Annotated in this window: 16 protein-coding genes and 3 pseudogenes; 9 read left to right on the forward strand and 10 right to left on the reverse strand. The window is 37.6% G+C overall.

Annotation, left to right across the window (positions count from 1 at the left end):
• The 9 genes and pseudogenes from VXS03_RS03600 to VXS03_RS03640 form a co-directional block, all read left to right on the forward strand.
• Nucleotides 1-178 (forward strand): annotated as a pseudogene (locus VXS03_RS03600) (integrase); the annotation flags it as partial.
• Between the two features lie 166 nt (nucleotides 179-344).
• The gene (locus VXS03_RS03605; protein WP_327762044.1) at nucleotides 345-749 is read left to right on the forward strand and encodes a DUF6088 family protein; all 405 of its coding nucleotides are present in this window, start codon (nucleotides 345-347) and stop codon (nucleotides 747-749) included.
• Between the two features lie 2 nt (nucleotides 750-751).
• A pseudogene (locus VXS03_RS03610) lies at nucleotides 752-913 on the forward strand (nucleotidyl transferase AbiEii/AbiGii toxin family protein); the annotation flags it as partial.
• A 64-nt stretch (nucleotides 914-977) separates the two neighbouring features.
• Nucleotides 978-2,495, forward strand: coding sequence for a type I restriction-modification system subunit M (locus VXS03_RS03615; RefSeq protein WP_327762045.1), 1,518 nt, complete (start codon nucleotides 978-980; stop codon nucleotides 2,493-2,495).
• Nucleotides 2,485-3,738 (forward strand): restriction endonuclease subunit S, encoded by a 1,254-nt coding sequence (locus VXS03_RS03620; RefSeq protein WP_327762046.1) that lies wholly within the window; start codon nucleotides 2,485-2,487, stop codon nucleotides 3,736-3,738. The genes VXS03_RS03615 and VXS03_RS03620 overlap by 11 nt, the downstream gene beginning before the upstream one ends.
• An 83-nt stretch (nucleotides 3,739-3,821) precedes the next feature.
• The gene (locus tag VXS03_RS03625) at nucleotides 3,822-4,874 is read left to right on the forward strand and encodes a PDDEXK nuclease domain-containing protein (protein WP_327762047.1); all 1,053 of its coding nucleotides are present in this window, start codon (nucleotides 3,822-3,824) and stop codon (nucleotides 4,872-4,874) included.
• A pseudogene (locus tag VXS03_RS03630) lies at nucleotides 4,867-8,163 on the forward strand (type I restriction endonuclease subunit R). Before VXS03_RS03625 ends, VXS03_RS03630 begins: the two are co-directional and overlap by 8 nt.
• A complete protein-coding gene (locus VXS03_RS03635; RefSeq protein ID WP_080155572.1) occupies nucleotides 8,163-8,951 on the forward strand; it encodes a M48 family metallopeptidase in 789 nt (262 codons plus the stop codon). Before VXS03_RS03630 ends, VXS03_RS03635 begins: the two are co-directional and overlap by 1 nt.
• A 38-nt stretch (nucleotides 8,952-8,989) precedes the next feature.
• A complete protein-coding gene (locus VXS03_RS03640) occupies nucleotides 8,990-9,163 on the forward strand; it encodes a hypothetical protein (RefSeq protein WP_162841587.1) in 174 nt (57 codons plus the stop codon).
• Between the two features lie 130 nt (nucleotides 9,164-9,293).
• On the opposite strand, the gene VXS03_RS03645 is transcribed toward VXS03_RS03640, so the two are convergent.
• From VXS03_RS03645 to VXS03_RS03690, 10 genes are all read right to left on the reverse strand, one after another.
• Nucleotides 9,294-9,653, reverse strand: a complete 360-nt coding sequence (locus tag VXS03_RS03645) for a hypothetical protein (protein WP_327762048.1) — start codon at nucleotides 9,651-9,653, stop codon at nucleotides 9,294-9,296.
• 454 nt (nucleotides 9,654-10,107) lie between these two features.
• Nucleotides 10,108-14,952 (reverse strand): hemagglutinin repeat-containing protein, encoded by a 4,845-nt coding sequence (locus VXS03_RS03650; RefSeq protein ID WP_327762049.1) that lies wholly within the window; start codon nucleotides 14,950-14,952, stop codon nucleotides 10,108-10,110.
• Between the two features lie 24 nt (nucleotides 14,953-14,976).
• Complete coding sequence (locus tag VXS03_RS03655) at nucleotides 14,977-16,644, reverse strand: ShlB/FhaC/HecB family hemolysin secretion/activation protein (protein WP_327762050.1); 1,668 nt, start codon at nucleotides 16,642-16,644, stop codon at nucleotides 14,977-14,979.
• Nucleotides 16,645-17,062: 418 nt separating this feature from the next.
• A complete protein-coding gene (locus VXS03_RS03660) occupies nucleotides 17,063-17,500 on the reverse strand; it encodes a hypothetical protein (RefSeq protein ID WP_327762051.1) in 438 nt (145 codons plus the stop codon).
• The gene (locus VXS03_RS03665; protein WP_327762052.1) at nucleotides 17,458-17,616 is read right to left on the reverse strand and encodes a hypothetical protein; all 159 of its coding nucleotides are present in this window, start codon (nucleotides 17,614-17,616) and stop codon (nucleotides 17,458-17,460) included. The genes VXS03_RS03660 and VXS03_RS03665 overlap by 43 nt, the downstream gene beginning before the upstream one ends.
• A 43-nt stretch (nucleotides 17,617-17,659) precedes the next feature.
• Nucleotides 17,660-18,097 carry a YeeE/YedE family protein gene (locus VXS03_RS03670; RefSeq protein ID WP_327762053.1) on the reverse strand — a complete coding sequence of 146 codons (438 nt, stop codon included), beginning with the start codon at nucleotides 18,095-18,097 and terminating at the stop codon, nucleotides 17,660-17,662.
• Nucleotides 18,097-18,519: a YeeE/YedE family protein gene (locus VXS03_RS03675; protein ID WP_327762054.1), complete on the reverse strand. Its 423-nt coding sequence runs from the start codon at nucleotides 18,517-18,519 to the stop codon at nucleotides 18,097-18,099. The genes VXS03_RS03670 and VXS03_RS03675 overlap by 1 nt, the downstream gene beginning before the upstream one ends.
• 12 nt (nucleotides 18,520-18,531) lie before the next feature.
• Nucleotides 18,532-18,831 carry an ArsR/SmtB family transcription factor gene (locus tag VXS03_RS03680; protein WP_327762055.1) on the reverse strand — a complete coding sequence of 100 codons (300 nt, stop codon included), beginning with the start codon at nucleotides 18,829-18,831 and terminating at the stop codon, nucleotides 18,532-18,534.
• Between the two features lie 190 nt (nucleotides 18,832-19,021).
• Nucleotides 19,022-19,273 carry a DUF2999 family protein gene (locus VXS03_RS03685; RefSeq protein WP_327762056.1) on the reverse strand — a complete coding sequence of 84 codons (252 nt, stop codon included), beginning with the start codon at nucleotides 19,271-19,273 and terminating at the stop codon, nucleotides 19,022-19,024.
• Nucleotides 19,274-19,415: 142 nt separating this feature from the next.
• Nucleotides 19,416-22,673 (reverse strand): M66 family metalloprotease, encoded by a 3,258-nt coding sequence (locus VXS03_RS03690; RefSeq protein ID WP_327762057.1) that lies wholly within the window; start codon nucleotides 22,671-22,673, stop codon nucleotides 19,416-19,418.
• Between the last annotated feature and the right edge of the window lie 32 nt (nucleotides 22,674-22,705).

A 22,705-nucleotide genomic window follows, 5' to 3' on the forward strand; every position in this document is an offset into this window, starting at 1 on the left:
AATAGATCCCGGAACGCATTCAATGCGCAGAACAAAAGCAACTCTCATCTACGCAAAAACTAAAAACATACGTGCTGTACAGCTGTTACTTGGCCATGTGAAGTTAGATAATACTGTTCGATATTTAGGAGTAGAGATTGACGATGCTCTTAATATTTCAGAAAAGATAGGCTCATAAAGCATGTCGGCATAAAATTAAATCATATGTCACCTTTAGGTCGTAAATATAAAAGCATATAAATAACATGTAGATGGCGACAACATTAATATATTTAATGTCGTATTTATTCCTTAAAATACGTCTGTAAGTTATACTCACTGCAAGTCAGAGTATGGAGGTTCAAATGACTACAACTGAACGTATTTATCAAAAGATAAAACGTTCAAGACGTTATGTTTTTGAACGTAAAAACTTTGAAGGTGTGGCTTGTTATGATCAAGTCGGTCGCGCTTTGAAACAATTAGTAAATCAAGGCGAATTAATGAAAATCGGCTATGGCCTTTACACCAAATCACGAATGAATAGTTTAACGGGTAAGCCAATACCAACTCATCCAGGTGGGACGGATGCGCTTATGCGAGAAATCCTTAAGATGAAAGGTGTAGACTTTGAGATCGATAGTCCGTCTCTTCAAAGCTTATCGGGTGAAAACACTCAAATCCCTTCATCCATCAATTACTCATGGAACTCAAAACAGTTTAATCGAAAACTGGTAGTGGGTAGCCGTGTTATACACTCTCCAAATTAACCATGAATAAACTGAAACAGCAGTTTCTTGAGGTTTCCGATGCCTTAGCGCTCGGAAACCCAGCCATAATTGAGAAAGACTATTGGGTTGTGGCACTACTAGCACAACTTGAAAAACTCATCATAGATTCTCATCAACGGGTCTTTTCTGGCGTAACTGCTTTGCCTCATTTAAGCGCATTGCTGAACGACTAATTAAAACAATTTAACGCTATTAGAGAATAACTAAATGCCAACTACCCCAATCAACCAAGACGACATCAATAAAACGGTATGGAGTGCCTGTGACACCTTCCGTGGCACCGTAGACCCATCAATCTACAAAGACTTCGTACTAACTATGCTGTTCTTAAAGTACATCTCAGATGTGCGCCAAGACAAAGTCGAAGAGCTAACAGCGCAGTTTGGTGACAACCAAGCCATGATTGAAGCGATGCTGGCGAGCCAATCATTCAAAATCCCAACAGGCTCAACATTTTGGGATCTGTATGAGCATCGCTTTGAAGTAGGTAATGGCTCTCGTATCGACCAAGCTTTACATGCAATTGAAGAAGAAAACGGCACCAAACTCAAAGGTGTGTTCCAAGACATTAGCTTTAACACCGATAAACTGGGTGATGAAAAGCAAAAGAACGACATTCTGCGTCACCTACTGGAAGATTTTGGTAAACCAACCCTAAACCTACGCCCTAGCCGTGTCGGTTCATTGGATGTTATCGGTAATGCGTATGAGTTTTTAATCAAACACTTTGCGGCTAGCAGTGGTAAATCGGCAGGTGAATTCTATACCCCGCCAGAAGTATCGGATCTACTGTCTATCATTCTTGAGCCACAACAAGGCGATGAGATCTGCGATCCTGCTTGTGGTTCAGGCTCGCTATTGATGAAGTGTGGTAAGCAAATTCAAAAGAACTTTGGCGGCTCTAAGCAATACGCTTTGTTTGGTCAAGAAGCGATTGGCTCAACATGGTCACTGGCTAAAATGAACATGTTCCTGCATGGCGAAGACAACCACCGTATTGAATGGGGCGACACCATTCGTAACCCTAAGCTGCAAGATGCCAACGGTGGCTTACTGCACTTTGACGTAGTAACCGCAAACCCACCATTCTCACTAGATAAGTGGGGACATGAAGACGCAGAAAGCGATCACTTTGGTCGTTTCCGTCGTGGTGTGCCACCAAAAACCAAAGGCGACTACGCTTTCATCTCGCACATGATTGAAACCCTAAAACCAGAGACAGGCAGAATGGGTGTGGTTGTGCCTCATGGTGTGCTATTCCGTGCATCGAGTGAGGGTAAAATCCGTAAACAACTGATTGATGAAAACCTATTAGATACCGTGATTGGCTTACCTGAAAAACTGTTCTTCGGTACAGGCATTCCAGCGGCAATTCTGTTGTTCAAAAAGCACAAAACAGACAACAAGGTGTTGTTTATTGATGCCTCGCGTGAGTTTAAATCGGGCAAGAACCAGAACGTATTAACGAGCGATAATATTCAAAAGATTGTTGATACTTACAAAGCCCGTCAAAGCGTGGATAAGTACGCTTACCTTGCCACATTAGAAGAGATTGCCGAGAACGACTACAACCTCAACATTCCTCGTTATGTGGATACCTTTGAAGAAGAAGCGGAAATTGATTTGATGGCAGTACGTAGTGAGCGTTTGACGCTACAAACTGAGTTAGCCGACCTAGAAGTGGAAATGGCGGGTTACCTAGAGGAGTTGGGTTATGGTGCCTAATGGTTGGATTAAAACTGATCTCAATCCCTTTATAGATATCAAACATGGTTTTGCCTTTAAGAGCGAATTCTTTAGAGAAGAAGGTAATTATGTTCTTTTAACTCCTGGTAGCTTCTATGAACCAGGTGGCTTTCGCGACCAAAAGAGCAAAACTAAGTATTATGTGGGTGATATTCCAAAAGGGTACTTACTATCAAAAGGCGAGTTACTTGTTGCTATGACCGAACAAGCTGCTGGGCTTTTAGGGAGTACGTTGTTTGTCCCAAGCCATGATCGCTATTTGCATAATCAACGGCTTGGTCTGATTCAAATAAAAGATAAAAATGGTATTTGCCCTGAGTTTCTATATCTAACTTACAATTCGCCATATATTAGAAAACAAATTGCAGAGCAATCTACAGGAACAAAAGTAAAGCACACATCGCCAGATAAGCTTAAATCAGTGATTTGTTTGTTACCCTCACTCCCAGAACAACGCAAAATCGCTCAAATCCTTTCTACATGGGATCGCGGCATTGCAACCACTGAAAAACTGATTGATGCCAGCAAACAGCAGAAAAAAGCCTTAATGCAGCAGTTGTTGACGGGTAAAAAGCGTTTAGTTGATCCTGAAACGGATAAAGCGTTTGAGGGGGACTGGGAATCTAAATCACCGATTAGTTTGTTTAAGCTTTTTAGCGGTTTTGCGTTTAAGAGTTCTGATGCGACAGACTCCGGTGCGAAATGGTTAAAAATTGCAAATGTTGGGATTGGAGAAATTAAATGGGACGCAGATAGCTTTCTACCGAGACACTTTTTATCTGAATACAAAAAGTTTTTACTAACTAAAGGGGATATAGTTGTTGCCCTTACTCGACCAACTATTGGCAACAAATTAAAGGTCGCAAGGCTAACCAAAGAAAGTGATACATCTTTGCTAAATCAAAGGGTAGCAAAAATAGTATGTAAAAATAATGTTAATTCAGAGTTTATCTTTCAAGTGCTTCGTAGTGATCAATTTGCTCACAGAATCAATATTGGACTACTTGGTACTGATCCACCTAATTTAAGTGTCAAAGTTCTTGACGATTTTGTAATTGCCGTTCCTCCATATCAAGAACAACAAAAAATCGCTTCAGTCCTCACCGCTGCCGATAAAGAAATCGAGTTGCTAGAAGCCAAACTTGCGCACTTCAAGCAAGAGAAAAAGGCGTTGATGCAGCAATTTTTAACAGGAAAAAGGCGCGTCTCCCTGTCATCTTAGTGCGAATAATCACAGGGCTTGTGTGTTCAAGCCCTATTGTTCAGATAGGTTTACTGTATCCATTGAAACAAAGGACATGACACATGACGACACCCTCTTTGCCATCTTCAACCCCATTGCTCGATAATATTCGCACATTACTGACCGCAGGCCGTAAACAGGTTGTTCACGCGGTAAATAGCGCAATGGTGCAAACCTATTGGCAAATTGGTCGCTTGATTGTTGAAGACGAGCAACAAGGGCAAACTCGTGCTGAATATGGTAAAGGAACGCTGAAAGCATTATCCGCCTCACTCACTAAAGAATTTGGCAAAGGGTTTGATAGCTCTAACCTGCGTAATATGCGTTTGTTTTATTTGGCTTATCCAAATTGTGACGCAGTGCGTCACGAATTGAGTTGGACCCATTATCGCAGTTTATTGCGAATCGATAATCCACTCGCACGTCAATGGTATATGAACGAAGCCATTAGCCAAGCATGGTCGGCTCGTGCATTAGAACGCCAAATCGGTGCGTTATATTATGAGCGATTACTGTCAACGCAAGCCAAACAACAAGATCTGCAACCCGTTATCGATGAAGCCAACCACAAAACGACCGCGCTGGCATTAACAGTAAAAGACTATCTGCGAGATCCTTACATCTTTGATTTTTTAGGGGTACCGAGCGTTTCATTACAAGAAAGTGAACTTGAACAAGCTCTGATTGATAACTTACAAAAATTCTTGCTGGAACTGGGTAAAGGGTTTGCGTTTGTTGAACGCCAACAGCGTATTGTCACCGAGGATGGTGACTTTTTTATTGACTTGGTGTTCTACAACTTCCATTTGAAATGCTTCCTGCTTATTGATCTTAAAATGCATAAACTTAGCCATCAAGATGTGGGGCAAATGGATATGTATGTTCGCATGTATGAAGAGAAAAAACGCCGTAGTGACGATAACCCGACCATTGGCTTAATTCTGTGTACTGACAACAACCGCACCGTTGCCAAGTATTCGGTGCTGAATGACAATGAGCATCTGTTTGCCTCGAAATACATGTTAGAACTGCCGAGCGAAGAAGAACTGCGTCACCAATTAGAAAAAGAACGCCAACAGTTATTGGCGCAACAAGGACAGACTGACAATGACTAACCCTCATTTACCCAATTTCAAAGAAGAGCAGAGTGCCAAGATCCCTGCACTCGCACTTTTAACTAACCTTGGTTATCAGTTCATTCCACCGAGTGAATGCATGGCTATGCGTGGCAACAAAGCCACCGTTATTCTGCCATCGGTATTGCGCAAGGTTCTGAGCTTTAAAACCTATTCATTTATGGGTAAAGAACGCCATTTATCTGAATCAGCCATTGATAAAATCGTGCAAGAGTTGGCTAACCCTGCAATGAATGAAGGGCTAAAAGCGGCCAATGAAAAGCTTTATAACGCGTTAACTTATGGCATTAGTGTCACTGAGTTTGTGGACGGTAAAAAAGCCAGCCCAACCATCCAAATCATTGATTGGGAAACACCTGAAAACAATCAATTTCATTTCACCGAAGAGATGGACGTAGACAATACTCAAGGAACAACCTACTACACACCCGATATTGTATGTTTTGTTAATGGTTTGCCGTGGGTAGTGATTGAAGCAAAACGTCCTAATTCGTCAAAGACAGGGAAGCCCACTATTGACGAAGGTATCTCTCAAACGATTCGAAATCAAAAGCAAGACTTTATTCCAAGCTTATTTGCTTATAACCAACTGGTGATGTCTGTCAATGGGCATGATGGACGCTACGCAACATGCGGAACATCAAGTAAATTTTGGGCAAAGTGGAAAGAAGAACAAATCATAGAAAGTACCTTTGAGCGTCTGAAAAACACAGCGCTGAATGAAACCCAACTAAATGCGATCTTTAACCATCGTGCAGCAGCGATCAAAGATGAATATCTATCACTGATTGCAGGCGGTGATTTGGTGGTGACGGATCAAGATCGCTTGTTGGTTTCGCTACTTCATCATGATCGTCTGTTAGAAATGACGCGCCTATTTACTCTGTTTGATAAAAAAGTAGGTAAGATTATTGCGCGTTATCAGCAAGTGTTTGGCATTAAAGCCTTAGTGGAACGTATCACCTCTTTTGATGACAAAGGCGCACGTAATGGTGGTGTTATTTGGCATACCACAGGCTCTGGCAAATCATTTACGATGGTGTTTTTATCCAAAGCCCTTATTTGGTTAAAAGAACTCGCCAAATGTCGCGTGATTGTCGTGACCGACCGTGTGGACTTAGAAGATCAACTGGCTAGCACCTTTAAGTCAGGTGGCGCCCTGTCTGATAAAGATAAAACCGCGGCAATGGCAACCACAGGCAAACGCCTTGCGGAACAAATTGGTAAAGGTAACGAGCGTATTATCTTCTCGATTATCAACAAATTTGGTACTGCAATTCACCTTCCAGAATGCTACAACGATAGCCCAGATATTATCGTACTTGTCGATGAAGGTCACCGTAGCCAAAACGGTGAAAACAATATCCGTATGCTACAAGCCCTACCCAAAGCGGCTTACATTGGCTTTACGGGTACACCGCTACTGCAAGACGATAAGACCGAGAATAAATTCGGTAAAATCATCCACTCTTACACCATGCAACAAGCAGTAGAAGATGGCACCGTTACGCCATTACTCTATGAAGAACGCATTCCTGATCTCAGCACCAACGATAAAGCCATCGATGCATGGTTTGAACGGATCACAAAAGATTTATCTGAAAAACAACGCGCTGACTTAAAACGTAAATTTGCTCAAAAAGGTCAAGTTTATCAAACCGAAGGTCGTTTAGAGTTAATTGCTTATGATATTTCCGATCACTTTCAAAATTTCAAAAACCAAGGCTTAAAAGGTCAATTGGCGTGTGATTCAAAAGCCTCTGCGATTCGCTATAAGATGCTGTTAGATAAAATCGGTAAAGTTACCTCTGTGGTTGCGATGTCTCCGCCTGATACTCGTGAGGGACACGACAACGTTGACAGTGAAAGTACCGATATTGTGCAAAATTAGTGGGAAACCAATATCACCAATAAAGGTTGGACGGACGAAAAAGCCTATACCAAACACATCATTCAAGAATTTGAAAAGGATGAAGGCCCCGACATTATGATCGTGGTCGATAAGCTGTTAACAGGCTTTGATGAACCCAAAAACACAGTGTTATACATCGATAAACCGTTAAAACAGCATAACCTTATTCAAGCCATTGCCCGTGTTAACCGCTTACATGCGAAAAAGCAGTTTGGTTACCTGATTGATTATCGCGGTATTTTACGTGAACTTGATGCCACCATTGAAAAGTATCAAAACTTGGCAGAGCGTACTCAAGGTGGTTTTGATATTGATGATCTTAAAGGGTTATATAACCGTATGGACACCGAGTATAAAAAATTACCGGGTTTATACGATGCATTATGGTCTATTTTTGCGAGCGTTAATAACAAGCAAGACGGTCAGGCACTGCGTCAAGTATTAGCCCCTAAGATTGATACCATTGAGGGTCAACTAACCGATACCAATCTAAAGCTACGTAATGACTTCTATGATGCGCTAACAGCCTTTGCCAACTGTTTAAAGGTCGCGTTACAGTCAGCAAATTACTTCAATGATAAGAGCTTTGATAATAAGCGTGAGTTGTATAAACAAACCTTAAAAAGGTTGTCTCAACTGCGTAAACAAGTTCGTGAAGATGCCGAAGAAACCGTTGATTACGATGAGTATGCCGACAGTATTCGTGCAATGTTAGACAAACACATTGGTGGTGTTGAGATTAAAGAGCCTGAAGGTGCGTACTTGGTTGGCAACATGGGTAAAGATGCCAAACCTGAGCAAATGACCGATGATGAAGCGAATAACAAAAAAGACGTTATCACAGGTCGTGTTACCAAGATGATTGAGCAAGACTTAGCCGATGACCCTTATGCCCAAGAGTATTTCTCTAACCTGTTAAAAAAAGCGATAGCCCAAACCAAAGAGATGTTTGATAGCCCAGTTAAACAATACCTTTTGTTTGCTGATTTCGAGCAACAGGTAAAAGATCGTGATGTGGCGGGAATGCCTAAAGATCGCTTTGCTGAACTTGATCCAAAAATCAAACGTCATGTTCAAGCCTACTTTGGTTTATTTTTAAAGCATGGTTTGTTCCTAACAGAGCGAGATGAGCCATCGCTTTTATCCGAAGAGCAATGCATTCAATATGCACTGGATATCGATACGATTGTACGCAAAGCGGTGAGTGAATATTCCATTAACCCTGCTGAGATTGAAAACCAAATTCGATTAGGTCTATTACCATTACTGTTTAATGATTTAGGGATTGATAAAGCACAAACACTGATCACGGATGTTATTCAAATCACTCGACTGGGATTAGCAGGTCACCATTAATGGCATCCATTAGTAACAAGAGAGACAGCAAAGAAAATAGCATTGAGGAATACAGCTTCATCTATGGTGATGAAGCTGTTACCTACGAGGTTATTCGTAAAACCTTTGCTGAAGGTAAAAAAAAGAAGGTCACTATTCGCGTTCATCCTGATTGCCGTATTGCCGTCACCGCCCCTGAAGATGCCGAGAAATCGGCTATTCACGAAGCGGTTATGCACCAAGCACGTTGGATTTGGGATGCACTGAAAGAATTTCGCTCTCATTTAGAATATGTTCAAACCAAACATTACGTTAGTGGTGAGATGCAATTCTATTTGGGTCGTCGCTATGTATTGAAGGTAGTTGAAGACCGAGAAGCCATTTCCAACGTGAAGATGGATCGAGGCAAGCTGTTGGTTACCCTTAATCGTTTTAATGATGATAAGCCCAAGCTAGTAAAAGCCTTAGTTTCAGGTTGGTATAGCGTTAAAGCAGAACGGGTTTTTCATCAACGTTTGGCTGAACTTCTGCCACAAGCGACATGGGTGAAAGGCATTCCGTCATTTCGTATTATGCCAATGCGCAAACAATGGGGAAGCTGCTCAGCAAAAGGCACATTAATGCTCAACCCTCACCTGATCAAAGCCCCTAAAGAGTGTATTGATTACGTGATCTTACATGAGCTTTGCCACATTGCAGAATACAACCACAGCGAAAACTTCTGGCGCTTATTAACCAGCGTAATGCCCAACTGGCAAGAAGTGAAAAGTAAGCTCGATGGCATGGCTGAGCTGTATTTAAATGAATAGGGTTTAAGACCTTAGAGTGAGTAAAAAAGGATAACATTATGCATTGCCCCTCTTGCGAGAAACATCTTGGTTGGGATTGGATTGAAGATGAGTGTATCGAGCCTAATGAAGAGTTTGAATGCCCTCATTGTAATGAAACTTTACGCTACAAAATTGATGAAGGCACGTATCTTGGTGCTCAGCATAAAACAATAGAAGTGGTGGATGATTAATATGAAGCCTTACAACCACATATAAAATATGTAAATAGCTTTCATAACTAGAGGTCACTTTGATGTGACCTTTTTATTTTAAATAATAGACTTACAGATCTATCAAACGACTAATAAATCACGAAACAATTTATTGTTGCAAAACTAATTGATTATCCTTTAATTGATATATTTGTGATTTAGCGACGTCTGCTGGTAAAGCATAAGGTGTGTTTTCACCATGGGTTTTATAATCAATTTTAATCATGAGAGGATTATTGCTAACAATAGTGATTTTTTCGATATTAATTCGATCACCAATAAAAATATTGGTCAGATTATCAACATTCTTATTGTGCTGCTCAAATACGGATAAATAGTAAAATGTACCGCTACCCGAATTCGTGGTTACAAAAGATGTCGCAATATATTTACCTTGTTGGACAACCTGATTAGCATTAAGGTAAATAGTCACATTGTCAGCACCATCAAGTGTTTGATACTCCCCCATAAGGTATGGGTGCTGCTGCAATTGCTTTATGGATTTTAAATGAATACTCGCGGTTGTATCGGGTACTTTGACTTGCCATTGCTGAGGTTGCGTTATTAATTCTTTTTGGACGTCAAGTTCAGCTATTTTCCTTACTTTTAGTTATTCATGAATCGCTAATATTTGATTCTCTGAAACTAATTTCTATCCAATTTTGAGTTAGTCTCATGACTAGCTCAAGCCTCCTATATCTGGATTGTTAAACCATAGATGAAATCCTACAGTCTTCAATTCTAATACTATGGCATTTATAATATTAAAAAATAACCATAAATAAAGGCCACTTTTATGTGGCCTTTATATTTAAAATAAACTCATCAGCATCATACTTGAATATGACTAAATCAATTAATTGTATTAATAACGATCAGTAAAGCCGAATATATTTACTTTTTACTTTTCAAAAAATTTAATATTATTTAATCATAATACCAGCGCTTGCTATTGTTTTATTCATATTAACAGATGCTGTTATTGGTGATTCACCTTTGGTAATACCTTTAGTAATCGTATTTAAAACACCACCAACGGTAAATGGAACATCTAAACTCGCACCATAATTATGGTTATATCCATGCATATCTTTATTGATGACTTTAGAATCACCTATCAATACTCCACCATTATTAGTACTTATTTTTGCTCCCGTAAGATTAGTGCCACCTTTAACGTTAAGATCCACCCCATTTTCAGCATGAATTACTGATTGTTCAGTAACTAGATTATTATTCACAACATCAAAACTGAAACCAGCATGCCCACTACGGCCTTTTATTTTATCTTCAACCAAAGCACTTTTCACACCATTACCAATGGTACGCGCACCACGATCCCACAATGCGGTTTTTTCCGATGCTTTTTCTATTATTTTTTCTGGTAATGTTACTTTGTCTTGTGCCTTATTAAAACTTACGGTGCCTGCGGTATCTTGTGATTTATCATGGCGACGAGCAAACGCATTATATTTTTCAGTCACCTGACCTGCACCAGACTCGACGACACTATTTAATTTTTCATTCAATGGTTTAGAGTAATGTGCAGTGCCAGCTTTAGATAATTTAGTTGTGATACTCGGTGATTTAGTATTAGTGTGCCCAATGCCCGTATCAACATTAACACTAACTTTATGCTCGCTATCATTACGACTTTCAATATTTAAATTACCACCAATATCGCCATTAATTTTACCGCCATTGAGTACTCCGCCAGCAATACGGGTATCTTTTTGACTTATAATAGTAATATTATCTGCGCCGATCTTAGCATTCTGGTTGATTTGTTTATCCAGTTTATCAACACCCACACTTAACCCAGCATTTAAATTATGTGAGTCTGAACCACTATTAGGATCGGCTTTACCTTGACCATCTTTTTTAAATGACTGACCAACAACCGCATTACCATTTATGGCTACATCCCAATTATTCTTATGCTCTGTTGTCTGTGCTGATTCAAGAATAATACCGCCTTTATTCGCCGTTAAAGTAATATTTTTACTCTTAACTTGGTTACCCACCCCATGAATAGCATCGTTATCATTCGATCCTGCATTGATATTAATTTTATTATTACTGCTTAATTCGGAGCCCTGTTGTTTAACTAATGTTTCATCTTTAAATGCAAGATTTACAGCACCGCCGATGGAAGCATTGCTACCTGAGTCCTTTTTAGTCTCGTTACTACCACCACCAAGATTCAATTTACCTGAAATATTGTTCTCTTTATTGGTGTATGTAGATTCAGCAGCGCCAACATTTACTTTATTTTTAGCGACAATTGATATGTCATTATTACTGTTTACTTTTGTACCTTGGAAATTAATATCATTTCCGGATACAACGTCTAGATTACCACCAGAAGAGATTAAACCTGTAATGGCATTTTTAGTTTCTGACGATGTTTTTTCGATACCGCCACCAAGTCCTAACCCCATCGTTTTACCATTAGGATTTGTACCTATTGATCCAGATGCATTAGCACTTTTTTTATCAGACGATGAAGAATTAGTATTATTAGCTTGTTCAAATTTAACATTTCTTCCTGCTGTTATCTGCGTTGAACCGTTTTCAGATATAATATTTACACCTTGATAAATAGCGTCTTTAGTGACATTAATATCAATATTTTTTTTAGCTACAATAGAGCCCGTTACCGCCTGAGAATTTTTATTCTCAAATGAAGAATTTCCGCCCTCACCCTGAACATTAATCGTTAAATCTTCACCTGTCGTCGTATAAACACGAAGACCACCAGAACCATGTGTTTCTTTATTCATTTCGTGTTGAGTATTCTCGACCGCTTGATCTATATGCTGATTAGCCGTTAATTTATAATCACCACGATTGGCTTTATATTGGGTTCCTTCATCATTCACAGTTTCTTTAGCATTAATATCTAATGAGCCAGCAATAATGTTAGTCACCGATGCCGTTGTTGAATCTTTACTATTTTCAGACGTTTGTCCTTTGATACCAACATCTAGACCAAGGTTTGGTGTTCCTGTCTTTCCAATATTATCGATAGCACCACCAATGTCTCCTTTCCCAATACTTTTAATGGCTTTTTCTACTGGTCGAGTCACTCCGCTGTAATCAATATTAGTACCAATATCGATTCCACCCGATGACGTCGTTATTTTTGTTTCGTTTTTGCTAATAGCGGCTAAGTTATCAACATTTTTTGCCGTTGCTTTATATTGATCGTTTACTTGATGTTCAGCACCTTCTTGTGTCAGCTTATCTTTAGCATTAACAATCAAACTACCTGCAACATCTGTTTTTGATACCAAGGCATCTTCCTTGGATAATTCACTTTTTTCTTTAGAGAATCCAGCCTCATAGCCTGAGCCTGCTTTGTCAATTCCTCCGGTATAATACGCACCACCACCGATGGTATCTTTAGTCTTAGTCGTATTTGTTTTATCTTTTTCTGCTAAAAATGAAACATTTTCACCACTAATATTGGCATTATCTTTAGTAGTTTTTAGCGTAGAACCGTTGAAATTAACATCACCTTGTGCAGCAACGTCAATACTTCCACCTTCTAATGACGAACCAACATGTTTCGTCTTATGCGTCTGCTCTGTTTCTGTTGTATGTTCTATACGTAAACCCGCTTTATATTGTTTATCACCGCTCTCTTTAGCATAAGCATCAACAGCTAGTTTAGTTTTCGTTTGATCTAACTGTTCTTCTTGCTTTGCAGCTGTAATATTAATAGAGCCTAATGATTCAATACCTAAAGTACCTGCACTTTTGACAAGGCTTCCGACCACATTAATATCTTTTTTACTTAATAATTTTAAATTAGCGTCAGACACTAATTCACTACCATGAACAGTTTGAGTATTATGCGTCGATTTATTTGAGTTTTTAGTAATATTAAACGCAGTACCATTACGACTGTCGACGTTATCAGTAAATGTGCTTATTCCATTATCAATTCGCAAACCACCATTTTTAGTTTGAACAAACCCACCGCTTTTACCTGAAACCTTACTTCCAGTAATATTAATGCCGTCATCTGCTGATACTAATAAATGCTCGCCTGATAATATTTCAGAGCGGTGACTAATCGTGCTGTTATTACTATTATTTTGATTGTTACCGCCACCGATCCCTCCCCAATAGGTTTTATCATTTTTTGTTGTTTTATTGTTGGCTGTTTTTTGAACATTAATATCGATTTTTTTCTTCGCATTAATAATCAAATCACGCTTAGACTGAATTTTAGCAGCATTTAATCGTACACTCTGCTGCGCATTAACCCCTAGCCCGCCATCAGAAATTAATTCAGATGATTTTAAGGTTTCTGCCTCATTGCTATCATGAAAATGTCCAGTAATCAGACTTGATGTATGATTACGTAAATTTCTATTATGACCATTTTTCTCCTTTTCTATAACGCCAGATAAAGTAATATCACGAGCAGAATTAAGTGCTAAAGACTCACCTGCTTTTACCTTTGATCCGATAAGTGTGATGTCACCTTGAGTTGAAATTAGATTAGCGGTTTTATTCGCTTCAACAACAGTACTATGCTGTTGCGTTTTTTCTGCTGTCGTTGTTGCGTAATTTGTCTGAGAATAATACCAATTATTATTCGTATTTCTCTTTTTGTTTATAGTTTTATGATTATCGAGTAGTACATCACCACCTTTAATTAAAACATCATCACCACGAATTAGCGTTGCTGTAAGATGATTATCTTTAGCCGCAATAATACTAATATTTTTACCAACTAATGCTGTTTTCTTTAGTTGTTGGCTATCAGTCTGTCCATTAATATCAATCCCACCACGGTAGTTCTGATAGTTCTTCGCACCATAATATTTATTTGTATTACTTGTTATTTTGCCCTGTGAACGAATTTTTTGACCTTTCAAATCAATATTATCGCCTTCAATATTTGATGCTGTCAGTAGTAAATTACCTTTAGTATCAACAGAAACAATATCTTTACCTTTAAGTTGCCCTTCAAGATTAACGCTGTTACTTGTATCAGTATTAATAATTCGAATACGACCTGCTTGCATACTTCCAAGATAATAACTATCTATTGCATGAGGCAGACCTTTTCTCTCCGTAATGGTTAACGTATCACGAGATACATCATTATGGCCCGTAATTGCATTAATCTCTTTAGCTTGAATTCGTCCATTAACAGAAATACTTGGCGCGATTAAATCTAAAATAGTTGCGGTTGTTAACCCTTCGCCGTTAACCCGCAATTTATTTTGATTATTTGTCTGATATTTTTCTAATTTTCCATTTTCAATCACGGGATTACCCACAACTAAAGAGGAGCGATTGGTGTTAATAAAACCACAACCATCACAAGTAATACCATTAGGGTTAGCTAATACATAATCAGCAGCCATACCGAAAATTTCTTGTTTACCGAGCAATAATGAAGGATTACGAGTTATCACTTCATTTAAAATAATGTTGGCCGTTTGGCCTTGTAAATTGTGGTTTGCTCCAAGTTTTCCAGCAAGTTGTGATTGACCTGCAATGAGTGAGTTATTAAGTACGGCTCCTGGTTTATTAACGTTATATTGGTTGTATTGGTTATGTGATAAACCATTTTGATTCGGCTTAACAATATTAACAATTTCAGCGCCATTTGATGCCGTAGAGACTTGTGGACCACCTGTTCCTGAAATAATCCCGGCAGCGTAAGTTGGTATCGAAATCATTGCAAGCGTAATAGCGACTGTCACTTTACTTGATGGTGATAATATGAATTTTTTCTTTTTCATTCTTATTTTCCTATTTCTTATATTTTATATTTTATAAGTAACATTAAATAATGCCGTGATTGGTTCATTTTTAGAAACTAATCCCGACACAACTTTTCCATGACTGATATCCATATCAAACATAATTTTTTTATAATTAAGTGAAATTCCAGTACTCATACCAATAACTGTTGAGTTACCTTGACTTTCACCATGTGGATATACTTGTCCAACATCAATACCTAATCGTGGTTGAATTACTGCACTATTTATAAAATAATAATGAGATAATGTATTTCGTAAATACCATCCGTTATCGCCAGAAATACTCGTATTGCTAAAACCACGTACAGCAGATCGATCGGTTAAACTTAACCACTCAATACCTGGTAGTACATTAGGACTATATTGTGCAAATAATTGATTATTTGATTGGTAAATAGAATCAAATACACTAAAACTGTAACTATAATTAAATGATAACTTTAGCTTACTAAATTCATTATCAATGATATTTCTTTTATCATCGAAGCCAAATATTGATAATCCTCTTTCTATACTTAAATTAGAACTTAAAACACTAGTAGAAAAAATATGAGAATGATTTAAACTTAGCTCAAGAACAGTCAATTCAGGACTACTAACAAAAAGCAAAGAGTCTAATAAAAAGTTCTTTACTTGTTTATTCGCTAATTGCCCGCTAATAGTTAATAAATCATTTTGATCTCTATAGTATAAATAATCACTTTTAATTCCATATTGTTGTGTTTCTCCACTAAGTGTAATAATTGTATTTTGAAGCGGTTGCTTTATTAGATATTCTGAATAACTATAAAAACTACTGAATGTAAAATCCCCATAAGGTAATGAATAAAATAAGTTATACGCTCTACTGTATTTATTTGAATATGGCTCTAACGTTGTACTTGCATTCAAACTTATAAAATCCGATATACCTAATGGACTATCAACAGAGAATGTTGCTCTGCTCAACCATTTTCCCGTGTTTTCTTGTCCATAATTATCTACACTAGCAATTACTGACCATGGCGAACTATACTTATTATTAAGAATAATAATTGATCCACCTTTATATTTTCCTGGTAATATATCTAATGTAACTTGATTTGATTGAAGACGATTAGCCTGATCTAAACCTTGGTCTAGGTCCTGCAATCTCAATGGTTTATTTACAAAATCAGGAAAGATAAAATAAGGATTAACCTTATGATCACTGCCTTTTATTCCTTCAATAAAACCCTCAATAACCTGAACCCCAAGTTCACCTTGATCATTAGGCTGAATAAATTCAATACGAGAAGTAATATAACCTTTATTAATATAGATCTGTGTTAGTTCACGAGCTAATGTATTTAAGTCTTTAGTTGTAATGCATTGAGTAGGTAAGGCTGTTATTCTATCTAAATCATCATTATCAAGTAAGGTGATTCCTTGTAAAAAAACATTACTTATTTCTAAACACATACTAGAATCAGGTAATATGTTTTCAGCTATTAGTTTTTTTTCTTCCTTATTTTTGATTAAACGTTCCGTTTGCCCCTTATCAGATAATTGTTCAATCTCACGATTGTTATTTTGCAAAGCTCTTCGAGATTCTGATATAGGTGAAAATAATTGATTTCCTAACAAATCATTCGAAAAAACAGGAATACTATTAAATCCTACGAATAAAATTAGTATTTTTTTTATCATATATAAATTCATTTTTAATAGAAGAATAATGTTTATTTGCTATTTTTTATACATCCTCACAACCAATCATGCTTAATTGGAATTTATTCTCTATGATTAACATTATATGGTCAACATGTTTATTGATATTAATTGTCATTCAGATGTAAATTGTATCAACACGTAAATTATTCACACTTAACAACTACTTTAATTAACAAAAGCAGTTTTAAACACTTAAAAATTGAATATAAACAGCATAAAAAAACTTTTAGTTGCGTTTATTCGGGATATTATTCATCATAACGATAAATATCATTAATTGATAAATCGTTATTGCTCATTTTTATTGAAAATATAAAATAGCCAATATTTATAAATATTGGCTATGGGGAAATAAAGAAGAAAAATAGTCTTTAAAATAACAATGGCAATTCAATTATTGCTGTAGCACTAATTGATTATCCTTTAATTGATATATTTGTGATTTAGCAACGTCTGCTGGTAAAGCATAAGGTGTGTTTTCACCATGGGTTTTATAATCAATTTTAATCATGAGAGGATTATTGCTAACAATAGTGATTTTTTCGATATTAATTCGATCACCAATAAAAATATTGGTCAGATTATCAAGTTTTTTATTGTGCTGTTCAAATACGGATAAATAGTAAAATGTACCACTACCCGAATTCGTGGTTACAAAAGATGTCGCAATATACTTTCCTTGTTGAACAGCCTGATTAACATCAAGGTAAATTGTTGTATTATCAGTGCCATCAGGTGTTTGATACTCCCCCATAAGGTATGGGTGCTGCTGCAATTGCTTTATGGATTTTAATGAATACTCGCGGTTGTATCGGGTACTTTGACTTGCCATTGCTGAGGTTGCGTTATTAATTCTTTTAATGTTATAGGCGCTTCTGTACGTGCTACCGTGTAAAAAACACCGCTACCCAATATGATCGCAATAACCAATATCATCCACTTTTTCATCATCTTTACCTTACATTATTAAAGCAAAAAGCAAGATCACTCACTAAGATCTTGATGCTATATATTTATTGGCAATAACCATACCTAAAATCATAGCAGCAACAAAAGCAAAGACCGCATAATTACCACCACCTAAATTAGTGATTGCAGGGCCGGGACAAAAACCAGCTAGTCCCCAACCAATACCAAAAACAATCGCGCCCACCGTTAATTTAGCATCAATCTTATTACTATTTTTAGGCGCAATTACATCACCATTGATGGCTGTTTTACGTTTTTTTATCAGCAGATGATAACAAGGAGCAAACACGAGCAGAGCTCCTATCATCACAAAAGCAAGGCTTGAATCCCATTGACCAAAAATATCTAAAAAAGCGATCACTTTATGAGGGTTAACCATTTCTGAAATAATCATTCCAGAGCCAAATAGAACACCGGCAATAGCACCAACAACAATACGGTTTATCTTTAAGCTGCTCATTATAAATCACCTAATAAACGACGAATAAATACAACAATAATGGCTGACATCATAAACACGCAAGTTGCATAAATTGAACGTTTAGAAAAACGTCCCATACCAACAATACCGTGACCACTGGTGCATCCATTACCTAACCGAGTACCAAAACCAACCAATAAACCAGCAATTAAAATAATGCCAATATTCTGTTCACTAATCGTCGGCAATGTTACGCCCAAAGGGGATAGAATAAATACGCTTAAAACCATTCCAGCTAAAAATGCAATTTTCCACCCTAATTCTTGTTTTTCTCGCTTAATCACACCATTAATAATGCCACTGATTCCTGCTGTTCTACCAATAAACAGCATCAATATAACCGCAGATAATCCAAGTAACATGCCACCTAAAAATGATTGCCAAGGTATTTGAAAAGTCATACTCACCTCACCTTAATCTTGATCACAAAAAATATCATGGAAACTGGTTATAAGTGCTGTAATACGCTGATCAGCTAAAGAATAAAAAACCGATTGCGCTTCTTTTCGAATAGTGACGATGTTATTTTTTCTCAGCACAGCCAAATGTTGTGAAAAAGCAGATTGACTTAATGTCGAGTTAAGCTGCAATTGATTGGCGCTCATTTCTCCATCCATTAACTGACAAAGTACGATCAACCTTTCAGGATGGGACATTATTTTTAGAAGTTCAGAAACCTCTATCGCTCGTTGTTTCATTTCATCAAGATGCATTATTTATTATCCAATCACCATAATAGAGCCTTTATCTTACGCTAAACTGTATATTAGACAATGCTAATGTCGGTTATTTTCCAAAACGACTATTGATAAATAATATGTTTATATCACAGCAATAAAAAAGGCCGCTAAAACCACTGAATATAGGGTTTATACGGCCTTAAATATGCTGTTATCAGTAAACTTATTTTTGTAGTTGTTCTTTAGCAGCTTCAACTTTTGAAAAATCTAAACCTAATTCTTCAACCGCTTCTTTAATTAATGCAGGATTTTGCATTACTTGTGCCATTAACATTTGTAGTTTGTCTTGCGGTAAACCTAACTGGCTAATAGTTGCCATTGCTGCTAAAGGATTTTGAGTCAGTGTTTGGAAAATATTATTGATCTGCTCATCACTAATATTATTCTCTTTCAACAACGCAATAATTGGATTCATTACACTACCTTTTGTGATCATTAAATGAAATGAGTAACAGTTTAACATTTGACGGCACCTTGTTGCACCATCAATAAAAAAGCCGCAAATAACACAAGGTTAAATACGGCTTTAAAACATCATTAATTAGTACTGATTAAGCTTAGTAATGACCAATATAGTGCCAGTTACCATTGCTAGGATCTTGGTCTGACGGCCATGGGAAATAACCATAGTGGGTTGTCTTTAAACGGTAATAATGGGTTTTACCATCACGGAAATCATAGGTATAAATATCACCAATGTTGCCTTTTTTACCATTATCACCCCAGTTACCAAAACTGTCTTGTTTATACCAATCAAGTGCTAATTGCTCAAATACCGCTTGGTTGGTACTCATTTCCAGCACCAATTGATTCAGCGAATTATCATCAGCGACATAAATCCAATCACGATTTGACGCTTTATTGGTTGGGAACTCACCACCTTGAGCAGGTGTTCTTTGAATAAAGTATTCATTAATACCCTCAACGGTTGGATTAATGAACACCGCGCTATTTGAGCTATCCCAAGTCGTGATTGTTCGTTGATCCCATGTAAATAAAGCTGACTGCTTAAAGTAATGCTGAATACGTTCAACATTCGATACCATGTCACGATTTAATATCAGTGGGTTGAAATCAAAATTAACATAAGATTCCGCTGAACCTAAATATTTCCAATCATTATTACTGCGATGATCCGTAGGGAACTCTCCCGCTGTGACTGTTTTCATTAAGAAATAATCACGGGTGTTAAGTTCTTTATTAATATGAACATAAGCTGCCCCTGCCCGCTTACGTTTATGCGTTACGGCATTATTCAATTCACCATTACCATAACGATCGGCAACCCATTGATCAAATAAAGGCATAGTTTCAAAATCAAGATGCGCTAAATCACTTTGTTCAGCCAATGTTTTTTGAGATTCAATCGCTAAATCATACCCTTGCCCCTTACCGATGGTAATCGCTGCCTCAGGATATTCTGTATTCGCGATAAAGGTACGAGAATTTAGTCTTACTTGGCCTAAGTCATCAAAGTTTATCTCTGGCTGTTTATCGGTAATAAATTGATCAAGATAACCTACAAACGCCCACTCACTGTTTGATTCACCAGCACCTGGGAAATACCAATAATGTTGCTTTTTCAATTCAAAAAGTTCAACACGGCCATTGCGATGATATTCAAACACATCACCGATTTCACCCCAACGGTTATTCTCTCCCCATGCATAAAAACGATCTTGAGCAAACTGAGTTAATAGTTCACTTCGTACTATCGTTTCTAAACTAGTTTGAGGGCAATCAATAGTCACGGTTTGCGGCGCACGATCACGCGCTAAGTTAAAATGCAGTTTATTGCTTAAACCGCTATTTTTACGGCTGCCATCAAGCCCAATAATCTGTTGTGAGTTATCGCCATATGTCACCGTTGCCCAACATTGTCCTGCAACCGGTTGAGGTAACTCATACACATTACCTGAGCTGCCATATAACGCAGGATAAATATAACTGGTATTGGTCTGTTGTGGATCATAAAAACCCACCACCGTCATTACATCAACCCCTTGCGCGATTGGTTTTAACTTAGTGGTTGTTGATACAGCTTCAAATTGTTGTTCGATAGTATTCCAATGGCTATAACCACTTGTCGCTGTCGTATCAAGATAGTCTTTAGTCTCTAAATAGTGTTGAATACGCTTTGATGAATAGCCGGTAAATAATGGATAGCTGGACGTTGATGAGTCAAAACCACCGCCCCCCATAGGATCTGCGCCATAGCCATAATGCGTTTTATATGGCGTAACCATAATATCGCCATAACCATAGTCACCATTAACTTTTGACCACCAATTAAGGTTATCTGCCATGTAACCACGATAGGCATCATAGCCCCACCCTGTGGTTGCACCATGGGTTGCATTAACGTGACCACCAGGATAATGGCCCATACTCAAGGCATGTCCAATCTCATGGGTGACTTCATTTCCCGTAGTATCCGCAAGCAGTACCATGCCATTACCGCCAGACAAACCATGGGTATAATCACCAATATTACCTTTGTCATTTTTATAACGACCAACAGAGTGGCCAATAACAATAGCTGGGTAATTATCTGCTTGCCATTGACTGGCTCCTGAACTGGCAACACCATAATTTGCATTAGCAATACCAAGTTGAATTAACGACTTCGTTATATCTTCTCGCATATCGCCGCTATGAATGCCGGGAGCTGCATATTCACTGTATTTTGTTTTTATGTCACCATTAGACATCACTACTTTATCTAACTTAATAGGTAAGTAATTACTGATTGTCATTGATGCTAATGGGAACCGTTGGAAAAGCTCTGAGCCGTAATGTGCAGTTTGTAATTCTAATGGTTTTGCTGCTGGCGGCTCAGTTAACATACCAATTCTAATCATAGGTAAATCAAGATGAGCAGGAGCTGCAAAATCAATTCGATCTGCCGTTAATTCGCCACTTAAACCACTATAAGTTGAAAACTGTAAGCTTAACCCTTTCTCAACCCAATTCCATGGTAAAACTGTTGTGAATGACCGTTTGGAGTACACTACATCTTTACGATCATCGTGATTAGCACGGTCCGATTCTAAAATTTGTAGAGGATTCGTCATTTGACGAGTCTCAAGTAATACACCATCTTTGAATATTTTCAGTTCAACGCTTTTAGGTTCATCGTTAGCCATTGGAGTGACAACAAGTAAGGCTTCACGTTGAGAGACAATCCGTTGTTGTTCTTTTTCATCATTACCAAAAGGTTCTGCTGTTTGGTTTTGAATAAAACGTATTTGTGCAGCAAAATCACCACTAAGATGATTAGTAATAGGCTGTTCATCAATAAAGCCGTAGGCATCAATTAAAGCTGCGTTATAGGGCAAACAGTCTTTTGAAGCCGTACTAACTAAATCTTTATCACCAACAAGGTATTGAACATTACATTGTTTATCTTTATCCCATTGCTCTAAATAGGTATAACCAAATTGGTCATTATAAATATAAACGCCATCCATTTGATTAACTAACTTCCATGGCATTTGAATAAAATCAAACATAGCCTCCGCGGAACGATCTGCATAATCAAAACCATCAACAAAAGGCATAAAAGAAGGTAAGTTGTTGACTGTAATTGGGTATAAATACCCGTTATATTTTAGAAAACGTTGCCCATTGCGGATTTCAATATTAGCAGGATCATTGATCAGCTTTTGCGCTTCAATAATTCGTTGCAATACCCGTGTTTTCATTTGCTCAAGTTGCTGCGTCGCATCGGTTGATGCGTTTAAAGCAGCCAAACTCGTCGCCGAATAACTGCATAACAACGTACTAATTACGAGAGTAATAGATTTAATATTCATGTATAAACCTTATTCGTAGTAAACATAAGAAA

This window comes from Photobacterium sp. S4TG1 (genome assembly GCF_036040035.1).
Taxonomy (GTDB): domain Bacteria; phylum Pseudomonadota; class Gammaproteobacteria; order Enterobacterales; family Vibrionaceae; genus Photobacterium.